The 15665-nt window shown below is 40.4% G+C and carries 13 protein-coding genes; 10 read left to right on the forward strand and 3 right to left on the reverse strand.

Going from position 1 to position 15665, the window contains the following annotated elements; translation table 11 throughout:
• The first annotated feature begins 25 nt into the window (after positions 1 to 25).
• A complete protein-coding gene (murJ, locus tag SAY88_RS04840) occupies positions 26 to 1558 on the forward strand; it encodes a murein biosynthesis integral membrane protein MurJ (protein ID WP_332629810.1) in 1533 nt (510 codons plus the stop codon).
• The gene (locus SAY88_RS04845) at positions 1555 to 2850 is read left to right on the forward strand and encodes a UDP-glucose dehydrogenase family protein (RefSeq protein WP_332629812.1); all 1296 of its coding nucleotides are present in this window, start codon (positions 1555 to 1557) and stop codon (positions 2848 to 2850) included. Before murJ ends, SAY88_RS04845 begins: the two co-directional genes overlap by 4 nt.
• 67 nt (positions 2851 to 2917) lie before the next feature.
• On the opposite strand, the gene SAY88_RS04850 is transcribed toward SAY88_RS04845, so the two are convergent.
• Positions 2918 to 4792: a SpoIID/LytB domain-containing protein gene (locus SAY88_RS04850; RefSeq protein ID WP_431308838.1), complete on the reverse strand. Its 1875-nt coding sequence runs from the start codon at positions 4790 to 4792 to the stop codon at positions 2918 to 2920.
• A 358-nt stretch (positions 4793 to 5150) separates the two neighbouring features.
• On the opposite strand from SAY88_RS04850, the gene SAY88_RS04860 reads away from it, so the two are divergent.
• Positions 5151 to 6215 carry a glycosyltransferase family 4 protein gene (locus SAY88_RS04860; protein ID WP_332629814.1) on the forward strand — a complete coding sequence of 355 codons (1065 nt, stop codon included), beginning with the start codon at positions 5151 to 5153 and terminating at the stop codon, positions 6213 to 6215.
• 198 nt (positions 6216 to 6413) lie between these two features.
• Here the strand turns inward: SAY88_RS04860 and SAY88_RS04865 are convergent, their stop codons facing one another.
• Positions 6414 to 7427 carry an LCP family glycopolymer transferase gene (locus SAY88_RS04865; protein ID WP_332629815.1) on the reverse strand — a complete coding sequence of 338 codons (1014 nt, stop codon included), beginning with the start codon at positions 7425 to 7427 and terminating at the stop codon, positions 6414 to 6416.
• A 583-nt stretch (positions 7428 to 8010) separates the two neighbouring features.
• Here SAY88_RS04865 and SAY88_RS04870 point away from each other — a divergent pair.
• From SAY88_RS04870 to pcp, 7 genes are all read left to right on the forward strand, one after another.
• A complete protein-coding gene (locus SAY88_RS04870) occupies positions 8011 to 8466 on the forward strand; it encodes an Lrp/AsnC family transcriptional regulator (protein WP_332629817.1) in 456 nt (151 codons plus the stop codon).
• Positions 8467 to 8554: 88 nt separating this feature from the next.
• A complete protein-coding gene (locus tag SAY88_RS04875; protein WP_332629819.1) occupies positions 8555 to 9547 on the forward strand; it encodes an ABC transporter ATP-binding protein in 993 nt (330 codons plus the stop codon).
• A complete protein-coding gene (locus SAY88_RS04880; protein ID WP_332629821.1) occupies positions 9544 to 10572 on the forward strand; it encodes an ABC transporter ATP-binding protein in 1029 nt (342 codons plus the stop codon). Before SAY88_RS04875 ends, SAY88_RS04880 begins: the two co-directional genes overlap by 4 nt.
• Before the next feature lie 163 nt (positions 10573 to 10735).
• On the forward strand, positions 10736 to 12388 hold the full coding sequence (locus SAY88_RS04885) for a peptide-binding protein (protein WP_332629823.1): 1653 nt from the start codon (positions 10736 to 10738) through the stop codon (positions 12386 to 12388).
• Between the two features lie 85 nt (positions 12389 to 12473).
• Positions 12474 to 13421, forward strand: a complete 948-nt coding sequence (locus tag SAY88_RS04890; RefSeq protein WP_332629825.1) for an ABC transporter permease — start codon at positions 12474 to 12476, stop codon at positions 13419 to 13421.
• Between the two features lie 15 nt (positions 13422 to 13436).
• Entirely contained in the window at positions 13437 to 14360 is a 924-nt protein-coding gene (gene opp4C / locus SAY88_RS04895) for an oligopeptide ABC transporter permease (RefSeq protein ID WP_332629827.1), read from the forward strand.
• A gap of 214 nt (positions 14361 to 14574) precedes the next feature.
• Positions 14575 to 15177, forward strand: a complete 603-nt coding sequence (pcp, locus tag SAY88_RS04900; protein ID WP_332629829.1) for a pyroglutamyl-peptidase I — start codon at positions 14575 to 14577, stop codon at positions 15175 to 15177.
• 73 nt (positions 15178 to 15250) lie between these two features.
• Here the strand turns inward: pcp and SAY88_RS04905 are convergent, their stop codons facing one another.
• On the reverse strand, positions 15251 to 15655 hold the full coding sequence (locus SAY88_RS04905) for a secondary thiamine-phosphate synthase enzyme YjbQ (RefSeq protein ID WP_332629831.1): 405 nt from the start codon (positions 15653 to 15655) through the stop codon (positions 15251 to 15253).
• Positions 15656 to 15665 lie beyond the last annotated feature (10 nt).

Below are 15665 nucleotides of genomic sequence, written 5' to 3' on the forward strand. Positions count from 1 at the left end.
AATGACGGAAAGAAGTGAACGGGACGTGAAAGGCAGTACGTTATTTAAAATTATTGGAGCAGTAGCCGTGATCAATCTTGGATCGCGGTTTATCGGTTTTTTACGAGAAGTAGTCATAGGTTATCAGTTCGGAACAACAGATATTGCAGATAGCGTCATTGCGGCCTATACGCTGCCGAACTTCTTTTATGTCGTTCTTGGTGGAGCGATCACGACAGCATTTATCTCGATATTTAGTAAAATGGATGACCCGTTGAAAAGAGAGACGTTTGTAAGCTCCATTTTTACGTGGCTTTCGCTACTGTTATTGGTATTTACGGTGTTACTCATGGTATTTTCAGAAGCGGTTATTGGTTTGTTGTTTCAAGGATTTGCAGTAGAAGAGGTTAGGCTAACTGCAGACCTATTTCAAATTATGGCGCCAGCAACGTTGTTTCTTGTCTTGTCCATGTGGTTTACGGGCATATTAAATGTAAATGGGAAGTTCACGTTAGCAACAACATCAACTTTAGTGATGAATGTGGTGTTTGTGATTGTTGCGGTTGTTGCTTTCCCTTATATCGGACCGTATGCGCATGCGTATGGGGCAATCCTTAGTGCGATTGCTATGGCGATTATGTTAGTGATTTTACTGAAGAAAGGGAAGTTTGTCCGATTCCGTTTAAATTTCAAGCTCGACGATGATTTTAAGAAGATGTGGCGTTTAGCTCTGCCGATTATTTTGGGTGGCGCCACCTTACAATTTTATTTTCTGATCCATCGAGTTTTCGCATCGGAGTTAGCAGCAGGGGCAATTGCCGCATTAAACTATTCATCTAAAATTGTTCAATTGCCGCAAAGTGTGCTGATGACAGCTGTTACAACAGTTATCTATCCACTGCTTGCTAAAAAAGTAGCGGCAAATGAGCAGGATAATATCCAAGCCCTTTACCAAAAAGGGTTGCGAATGATGACGATCATCATTATTCCAGCAACCATTTTTGCTTTCTTTTACGCTGAGGAAATTTTTAGACTTGTATTTGAATACGGAAGTTTCACAAGAGAATCGACGTTAATTGCCGCACCTCTTTTTCAAATATTAGTCATTGCGATGTTTGCTCACTCAGCTAACCTTTATGTCACACGCTTTTTCTATGCAAAGGAAAAATCAGTGCTGCCAGTATTATTAGGGACGATTTCGGTTTTTGGAATCAATGTTATACTTAATCTTTTATTTATCGAACGGTTTGGTGCTGCTGGGTTGGCGGCTGGAACGTCGATTAGCGCTATTTGTAACTTCATTATGTTAATTGTTGCAGCAAAATATGTCCTTAAGTTAAAATTATTTGGTCCGAAAATCATGAGCACAGCTATGAAATTTGCTGTTCTGTTCGGGGGACTTATCGCTGTTCAATTAGCAGTAAAGAACGTCGTTACGATTGATATGCCAATAGTAACTCTCGCAGTTGGTGGGGGTGCTTCCATCATAGTAGTAGGTTTCATTTTGTACGTATTGCGTTTTCCAGAATATGAAGCGATTCGTACTAAGTTAAAGAAAAAGGTTGTGAAACGAGGATGAAATTAGCTGTTGTAGGAACTGGATATGTAGGACTCGTCTCGGGAACTTGTTTTGCCGAGCTTGGGAATACGGTAATCTGTGTTGATAAAATAGATGAAAAAGTTGAAATGTTAAAGCGTGGAGAGATCCCTATTTATGAGCCTGGATTAAAAGAGTTAGTGGTAAGTAATCAAGAAAAAGGCCGATTAACATTTAGCACAGATTTGTCTGCAGCTGTTGCAGCTTCAGACATTATCTTAATTGCTGTAGGTACGCCAGCAGCAGAAGATGGATCGGCAAATATGTCTTACGTCTATGCTGTTGCCGAAGAAGTCGGAGAAGCACTTGATTCAAATTATAAGGTTGTTGTTAATAAATCTACGGTCCCTGTTGGTACAGCTGAGAAGGTTGAAGAGATTATAAAAGAAAAGAATGGAAAGGCTCAGGTTGATGTTTGTTCTGTTCCAGAATTCCTTCGTGAAGGATCAGCTGTTAAGGATACGTTTAACCCTGATCGAATCGTCATTGGGACATCGTCCAAGAAAGCAGAAGAGATGCTCGTTGCTTTACATAAGCCTTTAACAGAAGAGATTGTGGTGACAGATGTCCGCAGTTCAGAAATGATTAAATATGCGTCCAATGCCTTCTTAGCAACAAAGATTTCGTTTATTAATGAAATTGCTAACATTTGTGATGCGTATGGAGCCGATGTGAAAGCTGTTGCTAGAGGAATGGGTCTCGATAACCGAATTGGGCCGAAATTTTTAAATGCAGGACTTGGCTATGGTGGGTCTTGTTTTCCGAAAGATACGAAGGCCATTATTCATTTAGCGCAATCGGCAGGATATACACCTGAGCTGTTACAAGCAGTAGAAGGGGTCAATGAACGTCAAAGTTCACGTATTATTGAGCATGTAAAAGGAATCTTCGGAACGGAATTAAGTGGATTAAAAGCTTGCGTACTTGGCCTTGCCTTTAAACCTGAAACCGATGATATACGTGATGCGCCAGCTTTGAAAATTATTAACCAGTTATTAGAAATGGGGATGGCCGTTCAAGCGTACGATCCGATTGCGATGGAAAATACAAAAAAGGTTCTTGGGGATCGCATTGAATATGGAGCGAATGTAGAAGAGACGCTTGAAGGTGCTGACGTAATGATTTTGGTCACTGAGTGGGATGAGTTTGTTACGCTCGACCCAGAAATGATCAAGAATAAGCTTAATCGAGCCATCGTTGTCGATGGAAGAAATGTATATGAACCGAAGGCCATGCGAGAGGCTGGATTCATTTATCATGGAATTGGGAGATAAGAAAAGACGAAGCTGTGACCAGCTTCGTCTTTTTACTACATAGTTTTTTGTCAGTTGCAAATACTATTTATCTAAACGACTCATCAATGGCACGAGTCATAAAACGTGAGAACTGAACGCGGTTTGTTGATTGGTTTGGACGAAACGCGCGATCGCCGTGTTCTGTTGTTAACCCATGATAAGCAATCGTATCAATCTCTTTTAGAAGTGATTGATTATACGTATTTCTATTAATATCAGCATAGGAAAAAGTTACACTGTCTGGCTTTGTTAAGTTGAAGGCACGTGTTAGTACTGCAGCCATTTGTGCACGTGTTAAGTCCCCGCCAGGATTCATTTTTCCGTTGCTGCCTGTCATAATACCGTGATATTCCATTTTACGGAATAGTTCATAATACGACTGGTCACTTGAAATATCAGTAGCTTTCAGGTTGTAGCTGCTTGGAGGTGCTGATAATTTCAACTCACGATCAAGCATTCTTGCAGTTTGTACACGTGTAATCGTTTGGTTTGGTCTAAAGCTGTTGTCTGGATAACCAGTAATGACATCACGACCATAAAGAAACATAATTTCTTCAAAACCTGAGAAAGTGTTTGTTACGTCAGTGAAGATGTCATTGCGCTCTACATCGAATTTGATGCTGCGTAGTGATACGCCAAAAGCAGAACGTAAACCATCTGCATTTCCAGAAGGTAATACAACAGAGTGCGCTTTGCCTGTTGATTTGTGCTTACCTGTTACTTTCACTTCTTGAACAGAGCCTGCATCCGTTCTTTTTGTAATTTGAATATTTTCAACCATGATATCTGTTGTACCGAAAACAGCTCGTGCAATTGTTGCGTTTGGTACAATAACTTGCCAATTGTTAAATGGGCTTGTAGCGGTATCGTATGAATCATCTACACCTTTTAAATAAGAAACACTACTTGTCCAAACATTTTCACTGTTTTCTGTATGCCCGCCTGAACTAGCATGGAAAACAGCATTGATCAGGATATTGTTGTTATCTAATGCTACTTCTCCAACTGTTTGTTTAATCGCATCATCAGAACGAGAGTACTCAGAAGCTTGCCAGCTTACATCAGAATGCGCACGAGTTGCCTTTCCTTTGTAAACTTGGTCAGCAACAGTATCAACTAATGTACCGCTGTTTGAATTTACTTGGACATGTGCATACGTACGCGCAGCAATAGCTTGTGCTTTTAATGCTTCTAAATTCCAAGAAGCAGGCATTTCATTAGGAACAACACCGCGTAAATAATCTTCCATCTTTAATTCGTTCGTTAAGGTTGGTTGGTTGTTTCCAACACCAATAATAAAAGATCCACGGTATTGTGCATCTACTGTAGAGGTTCCTTGTGTAACTTGAGACACAGCAGCAAATGTGTCGTTCGAGTTGTTCGTTGCTTTCAATTCAAATCCTTTGTCGGATGTGATTTCTTGATCGTTTGCTTTTACAACGACTTTATTGCTTTTTTGACTAAATTCAAGTTTGCCAGTAAATGAAACTTCTTCATTATTATCAGCGTTATATAATTTGTAATTACTGTTTGGTTCAATTGAAAAAATTTCGGATGGAGATAACATTACTCTCACATCGCGATCTTCTCTTGTACCAAGTTTAATTCCCTGGTAATAATGTTTCAAAATTTGCTCATAGTTTTTTCCATCTTGTGCCATGCCGCGTGCACCATATTGACTCATACCAATACGGTGGCCCCAGCCATCACCAGTAAATGTAAACGTGGCACCACTATTTGAAGATGAAGCTTGTACAACTTCAACTGGATCTACATATTCAACTCGTTCAATTGGTTCGCCGTCAATAATTGGATATGTTTCTACGTTGTCTACAATGTTATCGGCTAAAGCCAATCCACTACCGGAAAAAGCAACAATAGCTACTGAAAGAAGGATAAAAAGGAAACGGAATCGTTGCATAAATAAACTCCTAACTTATTAAATGTTTTACTAAACTACTAGATCTTGCCTATGATTATGAGCTAAACTATTAAATTTCGACCTCCTCTTACAAAATTTGTAGTTTTATTATATCAAAATGTTACATATTTCATAGAGTTAACGATTGGAAAGTGTAAAAAAGGTAAATTTACACATCTAAATTGTGTGAAATTGTGTCAATCTGCATAAAATGAAAAGTTTTTGATTCCGCTTTACGATCTTTATGGTACAATCCATTATGGGGAAATTGCTTTAGTATAAAAAGATACAAATAAAGTTCATAAAAAAGAAATAAAAGTGTTGATACTGGAGAAGGTAAGGAATAAGGAGGGTAATTATGCTTGCTCTTGCTTTAATCATATGCTTTATCGTGACGGTGCTTATTACACCGCTTGTAAAGCGTTTTGCAATAAAAATTGGTGCAACTGACAAACCAAATCACCGTAAAGTACACCAAACGTTAATGGCACGTTTAGGTGGTTTGGCGATATATATTGGTTTTCTTGTAGGTTTTGTTCTTTTACAGCCAAATAGTGAATTTACATTGCCGATCTTAATTGGAAGCTTCGTAATTATTGTCACCGGTTTTCTCGATGATATGATAGAGCTTTCGGCTAAATGGAAATTGTTTGGACAGTTGCTTGCAGCTGGTATTGTTATATATGGTGGTGTACAAGTTCAATTTATTAACTTGCCATTTGATGGGCAACTACAGCTTGGCTGGTTTAGTATTCCGTTAACATTGTTATGGATTATTGGGGTAACGAATGCGATTAACTTAATTGACGGGTTAGATGGTCTAGCAGCAGGGGTTTCAGCGATTGTGTTAATTACAATTTCATCATTAGCGATTATGCAAGGGGATCTTTTTGTTGCGTCGCTAGGTGTGATCCTGTTAGGAAGTACGTTAGGGTTTCTTATCCATAATTTCAACCCAGCAAAGATTTTCATGGGTGATACAGGAGCTTTGTTTTTAGGTTATATGATTTCGGTCATCTCTTTATTAGGGTTTAAGAATGTAACGATGTTTTCACTGTTAATCCCAGTTATTATTTTAGCAATCCCTATTTCGGATACACTATTTGCCATTGTTCGCCGTTTAGTGAACAAGCAACCTTTGTCTTCGCCGGATAAGTCTCATTTGCATCACTGCTTACTAAGATTAGGGCTTTCACATAAGCAGACAGTGTTAGTTATTTATGCGATGACTGCGTTCTTTGGGTTAGCTGCTGTAATGTTGACGATGTCAACGTTATGGATATCAATGATTATTATCTGTGTAATAATTATTGCAATCCAGCTGATTGTGGAGCGTGTAGGATTGGTAAGTCAAGACTACCGGCCAATGTTAAAGTTTTTAAGAAGATTTAGTGCCAAACGACCATTGAAATATGAAAAATGAAGCTGTCCCAAAAGTCCAGAATAGAGGAGGCAATGGCTCCGTTCGCTACGCGCTTTGAGAGGAGAAAACCTCTCCTCTCAAAGCTTTTAAAAGATGTAGCGACTCCGCTCATTGCTTCGGGGGTGTCTCAAAAGGTCAAAAACAGACCTTTTGAGACACCCCCATTTTTATGTCATTATAAAACAAATGACTCAGAAATTATTCTGAGTCATATTGGTTATATTCTGTTTCGTATTGAGTTTCCGCTTCCTTCAATCCAAGGTGAACTTGGAAGATCTCTGAAAGCTCGTTTACGGATTCATCATGAAGCTGATAGTAGTAGACACCATTTATACGTGCATCATTTCCTGCTAACGATAAAGATTCAATGTCATTTAGACCACTAGCATAAGAGTGAAGAGCAATGATGTTTCCAAAGCTTAAGTTTGTAGTCATGTGGTCTTCCACACTTTGCATCACATCGCCATAGTTTCCAATCGATGAAAGTGATGCTCCTTTATCAATAATTCCTTTGATTACTTGCTGTTGACGATCCCCACGTCCTAAGTCTCCGCGTGGATCTTTTTTACGCATCCGTGTAAATGCTAATGCTTCTTCTCCGTTTAGCGTATGTCGTCCTTCAAATAAAGTAATACTCTCTTTGTTGTTTTGACTATCCATCTCACTGAACGTAAATGGTACATCAACCTCAACCCCGCCAAGGGCATCAATAATTTCGACAAATGCGACAAAGTTTAATTTAACGAAATAGTCAACAGGAATATCAAATAAATGCTCTACTGTTTCAATTGTTAAATCGAGTCCCCCAAAAGAATGGGCATGGTTGATTTTATCGTGATTCAATCTGCCTGGTATTTCAACATAGGAGTCACGCGGAATGTTTAAAAGTTTAATAGTACCTAGCTCTTTGTTAAAGGTTGCAAGAAGCATTGCATCTGTTCGTCCTCTTAAATCGCCATCTCGATCGTCAACTCCAAGTATTAATACAGAAATGTTATCTTTTGATGGATCGACAGCGACCTCTCTGCGCTCTGACTTTTCACCCCGGTCAAGTTCTAACTGAGTGTTGGCTGTTACATTAGAGAGCTGATAAATGAAATAACTGACGGCAGCTCCAAGCCCCAATAGACTTACAAGACTTATAACCATAATAATACGAAATATATTTTTTTTCTTTCTTCTTTTACGGTGCCTAGACTTTATTTGCGTCATACGCAATACCTCACTTTTAATAAATAATGTATTACTTCTTTCATCTATAAATTTCAAAAGGTTTAACCCGAAAATAAGACAATATTCTACACTTACTTCATAGTATCTAAAAAAAGTAGATTAGTAAATAAGAAGATTGAGGGAAAACATGTAGGAGTTTCAAAGAGGGTCAGACCCCTCTGCAATACTGTACAGAACTACAGAGGGGTCTGACCCCAAATATACGTCGCGGATGCATAAGTTATTGTAAGAAACCAAATGGTCTGTTTTTACTCTGTGGATGAGTTTTACTGATGTGAGGGAATTCGTATCAATACTCGAGTTATTGTGTCAATTTCGAAAAAAAATAGTGCTAAATATTATGGAAATCACATATGAAATCATAACTTACTATTCTGTTTGTTAGAAATTCTCGCAAGAAAAATATTATTTTAAAAAGAAAGAATATTGCATTAACAGAAGTATTAAATTATAATGACGTTAGTCCAATTTACGAAATTTGCAGAAAAATATGTGAAATTAATAAATTTCGTAATAAAATACTAGTTTTCTAGCAAAATTCGTTATCGAAGAGAGTGGTCATATGAGTAAATTAGATGAAATGGATTTTTCAATTCTTGGATTTTTACAAGAGAATGGAAAGCGTTCTTATACGGAGATTGCAAAGCTGCTGAACGTCAGTGAAGGAACCGTTCGAACGCGAATCAACCGAATGTTAAAAGACGGGGTTTTCGAATTTATTATTCATATGGACCCAAACAAAATTGGATTAAATGTTCAAGTCATTATCGGGATCGTCACAAAGCTAGGGCATCAGGAGCAAATTGCGACAACTCTGAATCAATATCAAGAAGTTCGTTTTGTCGGTGCATTTTCTGGTCGTCACGATTTAATAATACAAGCCTATTTTAAAAACAATGACGATCTTGTTCATTTTGTTAACAAGGAACTTGCTAATATGGATGGCGTGATCTCTGTTGATGTGAGTATTGAATTAAAGCAATACAAAGATTCTTTCTCGTATATAGAAAATCAATAAAAAAATTTCAGAATCTTATTGCAATTGTTAATATTAATCCAGTTCAATCGGTAATTATGCAAAGTCTTCTAAGATAAATGAGGTGAAGATGGTGACAAATCAGCCATTATTAGATGTACGTAATTTAAAGACTTACTTTTATAAAAAAGGAAAAGAGCTTCCTGTTGTAGATGATGTGTCGTTTCAAGTACATGAAGGGGAAACGGTAGCTATCGTTGGTGAGTCAGGTTCTGGGAAAAGTATGACGACTTTATCAATTATGCAACTTGTTCCATCTCCTGGTGGGAAAACCGTTGGTGGAGAAATTCTCTTTAATGGGGACGATCTGTTAAAACACGGACAGGACCGTATGTTTAAAGTTCGTGGAAATGACATTGGAATGATCTTTCAAGAACCAATGACGTCATTAAACCCAGTATTGACCATTGGTGATCAATTGATGGAAACGCTCATCTACCACAAGAAGCTCACGAAAAAACAAGCATATGCTAGAGCGAAGGAAATGCTTGAGTTAGTAGGTTTTTCAAGAATAGATGAGATTTTGGCTGACTATCCTCACCGTTTATCTGGAGGAATGAGACAGCGTGTCATGATCGCAATGGCAATGAGCAATGATCCAAAGCTTCTTATCGCTGATGAGCCAACGACAGCTTTAGACGTAACCGTACAAGCCCAAATTCTTGATTTGATGCGTGGCTTAAGTGATAAGTTTAATTCTTCTATTATTCTTATTACTCACGACTTAGGTGTTGTGGCAGAGCTTGCTGATCGAGTCGTTGTCATGTATGCAGGTCAAGTCGTGGAGGAAGCGGATATTGTGCCTTTATTTGATAAGCCACTACATCCATATACGGTTGGATTAATGGAGTCAGTTCCGAAACTAGATGTAGAGCAAGATCGTTTAACATCAATTGCTGGAAACGTTCCAACGCCGGATAATTTCCCTAAAGGTTGCCGCTTCGTTACGCGTTGTCCTCTTGCATTTGATCGATGTTCACAGGAGCTTCCTGAATTGGTGGAAGTTGAACCAGGGCGCAAGGTTAGATGTTTCTTGCACGAGGAAGGGAGGAACGAGTCATGAGTGTACAGCTTACGAAAAGAGAAACAAGCACAAATGTAGGTAACGATGTGCTGCTTGAAATAAAAGGATTAAAAAAGTACTTTCCAATAAAAAAAGGCTTTTTCCAAAGAACCGTCGGAAATGTGAAAGCGGTTGATGGGATTACGTTTTCGATAAAAAAAGGAGAAACATTTGGCCTTGTAGGAGAGTCGGGCTGTGGGAAATCCTCAGCTGGTCGTACGATTATGCGATTGTATGAGCCGACAGAAGGGCAAATCATCTTTGATGGAACAGATATTTCGAAGCTCAAAGAACGTGAACTTCTAAAGTATCGCCGTGACATTCAAATGGTGTTCCAAGATCCTTTTTCATCATTAAATCCTCGTAAAACTGTCGGTGCAATCTTAAAAGAACCGTTAAGCGTTCACGGACTATATAAAGGGAAAGAGCGCCAAGAGTATATCGAAAAATTGATGGAGAAAGTTGGCTTAAATCCATCTTACGCAAACCGCTATCCGCATGAGTTCTCAGGCGGGCAACGTCAGCGTATCGGGATTGCTCGTGCACTCGCGCTAAACCCGAAATTAATTATCGGCGATGAGCCTGTATCAGCCCTTGATGTATCAGTTCAATCACAAGTGTTGAACTTAATGAAAGATTTACAAGATGAATTTGGCTTAACGTATTTGTTCATTGCCCACGACCTTGGGGTAGTAAAACATATCTCTGATCGCATTGGGGTTATGTATCTAGGAAATATGATGGAGATTGCTAGTAAGTATGACTTGTATAATGAACCACTTCATCCATACTCACAAGCTCTTTTGTCAGCGGTACCAAAATCGCATCCATCAGAGCGTAAGCGTGAGCGAGTTATATTACAAGGGGATATTCCAAACCCGTCGAATCCGCCAACTGGTTGTGTGTTCCATACACGCTGTCCAAAAGCGATGGACCATTGCAAGGTGGACATTCCTGAATTTAGAGAAGTTCGAAAAGATCGTTTTGTTGCATGCCACCTGTATAACAATGAAGCAATGATGTGACATAAGCAAGATGGGGGATAAACCCTAAACCCCCTTTTGTACATACTATTTTTTAGAAGATTCTTCTATATTCTGTAAGGGAGGTGTTGTCGAGCGAGGGGAGCTCAATGGGGAGGACATGTGTAATCAACCAATTTAAACGAAAAGGTAAGGGGGAAATACGATGTTAAACAAGAAGTTGTTAATGCTGCTTGGCTTGGCGCTCGCATTTATGCTTGTCCTTGCTGCTTGTGGCGGTAATGATGATGCTCCGGCTGAAGACCCAGCTGATGAGCCAACGGAAGAAACAGATGAGGATGCAGCTGAAGGTGAAGCGGCTGCTGGTGGTAGTGTTATTTTAGGTACTTCTGGAGAGCCTGTAACTTTTAACCCGTTATATTCTCAAGATACTGCTTCTGCAGATGTCATTGATTTAATTCATGCTAGTTTACTAGAATCTGATGAAAACTTAGAACTAATCCCAATGATTGCAACTGACCTTCCTGAGATCAGTGAAGATGGGTTAGAGTATACGTTCACACTTAACGAAGGTGTACTTTTCCATGATGGGGAAGAGCTAACTGCTGAAGATGTTAAGTTTACTTATGATATCTTCAAAAACGAAGATTACACTGGTCCACGCGCTGGCGACTTCACTGAGCTTGAAAGTGTTGAAGTAATTGATGAATATACTGTTACATTTACTTTAAACGAAGTAGATGCAAGTTTCATCACTCGTCATACTTATGGAATCCTTCCTAAGCACATTCTTGAAGACGTTCCTGTAGCTGATCTTGAAGAGCATATGGAATATAACCGTAACAACCCAGTTGGTGCTGGTCCATTTGAATTTGTTGAGTACCAAGATGGACAATACATCGAGTTAGTTGCATTTGAGGATTACTTTGCTGGTCGTCCAAACCTTGATAAAGTAACATTCCGTGTATTTGCTGATACAAATGCTGAGCTTTTAGCTTTTGAAACTGGCGAAATTGACTGGATGATTCTTCCTGCAACCGAACTTGCAACAGCAGAAACATATGACCACGGTCGTATCTCTTCTGTTTTAGCACTTCGTTATGACTATATTGGTTGGAACAACGACCGTGCTCCATTTGATGATGTACGTGTTCGTCAAGCTTTAACGATGGCGATTGACCGTCAATTAATCGTTGATGAAATCATGGATGGACGTGGGGAAGTTGCACATGCTCCTGCATCTCCACTTAGCTGGGCATACCCAGATGGTGTGACTGAATTTGATTATGATCCAGAAGGCGCTCTTGAGCTTTTAGCTGAAGCTGGTTGGGAGCCAGGTGCTGACGGAATCCTTGAAAAAGACGGAGAGAAATTCTCGTTTGAAATTCTTTCAAACGATGGTAACGTCATTCGTCGTGACATCGGTGTTATCGTTCAACAAATGCTTGCTGAAATCGGTGTTGAAGCACAACCTCGTCAAATGGAGTGGGGCGCGTTCTTAGATCAAATTAACCCACCAAACTATGACTTTGACGCTGTTGTCCTTGCATGGGCTCTTGCACTAGATCCAGATCCAACGGCAATCTGGCATTCTCGTGAAATCGAAAATGGCTTAAACAACATTTCATACCGTAATGACCGTGTTGATGAGCTAGCTGGTGGGAACAAGCGAATCATCGACCAAGATGAGCGTGCGGCTGTTATCGGTGAGATCTATGAGATTCTTGCTGAGGAGCAACCTTACACGTTCCTTTACTACCCAGAGCAACATATTTTACTTAACAACCGTGTAGAAGGCTTCACTCATCACCCACGTGTTAACATGTACAAACTTAACGAGTGGTATGTATCTGAATAAAGCCTTCAAGTAGTGGGGGGAAGGGGTGAATCCCTCCCCTTCCTACTCTACTAAATTATCTTGAGGGATTGTGAGGAATGTAATCATGATTAGTTACATCATTAAGAGGGTCGTTATGATGATCCCGATACTATTTGGAATTTCCGTTCTATCATTTGCTATTATGTACGCAGCACCTGGTAAACCAGCAATAATGAACCTTGATCCAGAGATTCCTCCTGAAGTACGTGAGTCGCAAATTGAACGTTTAGGGTTAAATGATCCGATTCCGGTTCAATATGTTCGTTGGTTAGGCAATGTCGTACAAGGTGACTTTGGAACATCCTATTCAAGAAAAATACCGGTTACTGATATGATCTTAGATCGTTTACCGAACACTTTATTATTGATGGCTTCATCCTTGTTTATAGCAGCGATTATAGCGATACCGTTCGGGGTTATCTCAGCAACAAGGCAATATTCCTTAACCGATTACGGGGTTACGATGGGTTCCTTTGTGGGGCTTGCAACTCCTAACTTTTGGCTCGGTATTATGTTGATAATGTTGTTTTCCGTTCAACTAGGCTGGACTCCAGTTGGTGGGGTTGCGACCATTGGTGCAGAATTTAGTATTATTGATAGACTTCATCATTTGATCTTACCTGCTTTTGTTTTAGCAACAGCAGATATGGCTGGCCTTACGCGTTATACGCGTTCAAGTATGCTTGAAGTGGTTAATCAGGATTACATTCGTACAGCTCGTGCAAAAGGGTTCCGCGAACGCCGCGTTATTTATAAGCACGGTCTGCGTAACGGGCTAATCCCTGTTATTACGATGTTTGGTTTAATGCTCCCAACGATGATCGGTGGTTCTGCGATCGTTGAGTCGGTTTTTAACTGGCCTGGGATTGGGAAAATGTTTATCGATGCGACCTTCCAGCGTGATTACCCAGTAATCATGGCCATCACAATGTTTGGTGCATTGCTAACAGTCATTGGGAACTTGATTGCAGATATTTTATATGCAGTACTTGATCCGCGAATTGAGTATTAAGGAGGGACGAAGAGCATGAGTGCACAACAACAACCACAACTAGGGAAGTTTGGACATGGGGTTGAAGACAAGCAAGTTCTCGGCGAACGTCGATCCCTTTTATCCATTATTGTTGCAAAGTTTTTTCAAAATAAGCTAGCGGTCTTTGGCTTAGTTATGTTGACGATTATTACCATTGCTTGTGTATTAGCGCCTTATTTAGCTCCACATGATCCGGCGTATCAAAATTTACGAAATCGTTTAGATGCTCCGAGTGCAGAGCACTGGCTTGGTACGGATCACCTAGGTCGTGACTTATTCAGCCGGATGCTGTACGGTGGACAGGTTTCCTTGTATGTAGGCTTCGCATCGATGTTAGGCGCAGTTACGATTGGAGCAGTAATTGGAGCAGTTGCAGGGTATTTCGGAGGATTAGTTGATGCATTCTTAATGCGTCTCGTAGATATTATCCTTGCATTCCCGAATATCTTCTTATTGATTACATTAGTTGCGATTTTAGACCCGAGTATTAATATTTTAATTTTGGTCTTTGCTTTACTCAGTTGGACAGGAACTGCCCGTGTTGTTCGAGGAGAGTTCTTGTCACTGAAAAAGCGGGAGTTCGTGCTAGCTTCCCGGACCATCGGGATGTCTAATATTCGAATTATTTTCTCGCAAATCTTACCGAACGCATTAGGTCCGGTCATCGTTGCTGCAACACTTGCAGTCGGGTCTTTCATCCTAGCAGAATCTGCATTGAGCTTCTTCGGACTAGGAGTGCAGCCGCCAAATGCATCGTGGGGGAACATGCTAACCGACTCGCAAAGTATTACGATCTTCCGTAACGCTTGGTGGTATCCAACTTTCCCAGGCTTGCTCATCTTAATTACGGTGTTGTGCTTTAACTTTATCGGTGATGGACTGCGCGATGCGCTTGATCCGAGAGTTGTGGAGAAGTAAGACGATTCTAGGATTGATAGGTGAGGAAGGGCAGTGGCTAAGGCCGCTGCTTTTCTGTTTGCTGCAGTAAAGTAGTGAAGAGCGGTCTGACCCGCTGTGCGGTAATGCAGTGCTGCAGTGAAGAAGTGCAGAGGGGTCTGACCCCGGGAAATGAATAGGAAATAAATAGAAAACCACTGAAAACTTTAAACCAATAATTTCAGGAGGACCAACAATGCGTGTACTACTTACTGGATTCGTCCCTTTCCTTGATCATGGCATAAATCCGACAGAAGCAATCGCCCGTGAACTGAATGGCCAACAGGTTGGTAACAAACAAATAATTGGAGAAGTCCTCCCTGTAGCCTTTTCCAAATCAGCAAAGCAGCTGATCAAGCTATTCGAAGAACACCAGCCCGATGCAGTCATTATGCTAGGCCTTGCAGCCGGTCGTAATAGCATTACGCCAGAACGGATCGCAATCAACTGCAGTGATGGGGAAGTTGATAATGAAGGAAAAGCCCTTCAAGACGCTCTCATACGAGAGGACGGCCCTGCTGCTTATTTCTCAACGCTGCCTAATCGAGCGATGGTCAACAAACTAAATGAAGCGTCCATCCCAGCTCAAATCTCCAACACAGCAGGAACGTACCTCTGCAACAATATTATGTATCAAATGCTAGACTACCTAAAGCAACATCACATCAGCTGTCCAGCTGGATTTATTCATATTCCGGCAAGTCATGAGCTTGCAGTCACGAATGCGCAGCTACCGAGCATGTCACAGCAAGAACTTACAAGAGCAGTAACGCTCATACTTGAATGCATAACAGAATAAAAAAAGTGGAGGATTAAGGCCCCAATAAGCCTCCACCCCTCCACCTAAGCAAATCAATGAAATAGGCTAAATTTTATCCTTCCAACACCTTTAATAATACCTTCCGATGTCGCGGACCATCAAATTCGCAGAAATACACCCCTTGCCATGTCCCTAGCACAAGTCGACCTCCAGAGATCACAATCGTCTGGGCATGTCCAACTGTACTCGTTTTCATATGTGCAGCGGTATTGCCTTCCATATGAAGGTCCTTATTATGATGCCATGGGTAGATTTCATCAAATCGTCTAAGCATGTCCGTCTTCACATCGGGATCCGCATTCTCATTGACAGTGATGCCAGCTGTCGTGTGCAGGGAAGACACAACAACGATCCCATTATTCACCCCAACAGAGCGCACCCATTCAGCGATGTCTCTAGTAATATCAATCATCTGATCACGAGAGTTTGTTTTTAGTTGCAATGTCGTTTCAGTCATAAATAAGCTC

It is taken from the genome of Halalkalibacter flavus (assembly GCF_036663575.1).
Taxonomy (GTDB): Bacteria; Bacillota; Bacilli; order Bacillales; family Bacillaceae_D; genus Halalkalibacter; species Halalkalibacter flavus.

Bases quoted from the DNA above. Each gene is read 5' to 3' on its own strand.
- SAY88_RS04845 (WP_332629812.1), top strand. From the start codon at position 1,555: ATGAAATTAGCTGTTGTAGGAACTGGATATGTAGGACTCGTCTCGGGA.
- SAY88_RS04850 (WP_431308838.1), bottom strand. From the start codon at position 4,792: ATGCAACGATTCCGTTTCCTTTTTATCCTTCTTTCAGTAGCTATTGTT.
- SAY88_RS04860 (WP_332629814.1), top strand. From the start codon at position 5,151: ATGCTTGCTCTTGCTTTAATCATATGCTTTATCGTGACGGTGCTTATT.
- SAY88_RS04865 (WP_332629815.1), bottom strand. From the start codon at position 7,427: ATGACGCAAATAAAGTCTAGGCACCGTAAAAGAAGAAAGAAAAAAAAT.
- SAY88_RS04870 (WP_332629817.1), top strand. From the start codon at position 8,011: ATGAGTAAATTAGATGAAATGGATTTTTCAATTCTTGGATTTTTACAA.
- SAY88_RS04875 (WP_332629819.1), top strand. From the start codon at position 8,555: ATGGTGACAAATCAGCCATTATTAGATGTACGTAATTTAAAGACTTAC.
- SAY88_RS04880 (WP_332629821.1), top strand. From the start codon at position 9,544: ATGAGTGTACAGCTTACGAAAAGAGAAACAAGCACAAATGTAGGTAAC.
- SAY88_RS04885 (WP_332629823.1), top strand. From the start codon at position 10,736: ATGTTAAACAAGAAGTTGTTAATGCTGCTTGGCTTGGCGCTCGCATTT.
- SAY88_RS04890 (WP_332629825.1), top strand. From the start codon at position 12,474: ATGATTAGTTACATCATTAAGAGGGTCGTTATGATGATCCCGATACTA.
- opp4C (WP_332629827.1), top strand. From the start codon at position 13,437: ATGAGTGCACAACAACAACCACAACTAGGGAAGTTTGGACATGGGGTT.
- pcp (WP_332629829.1), top strand. From the start codon at position 14,575: ATGCGTGTACTACTTACTGGATTCGTCCCTTTCCTTGATCATGGCATA.
- SAY88_RS04905 (WP_332629831.1), bottom strand. From the start codon at position 15,655: ATGACTGAAACGACATTGCAACTAAAAACAAACTCTCGTGATCAGATG.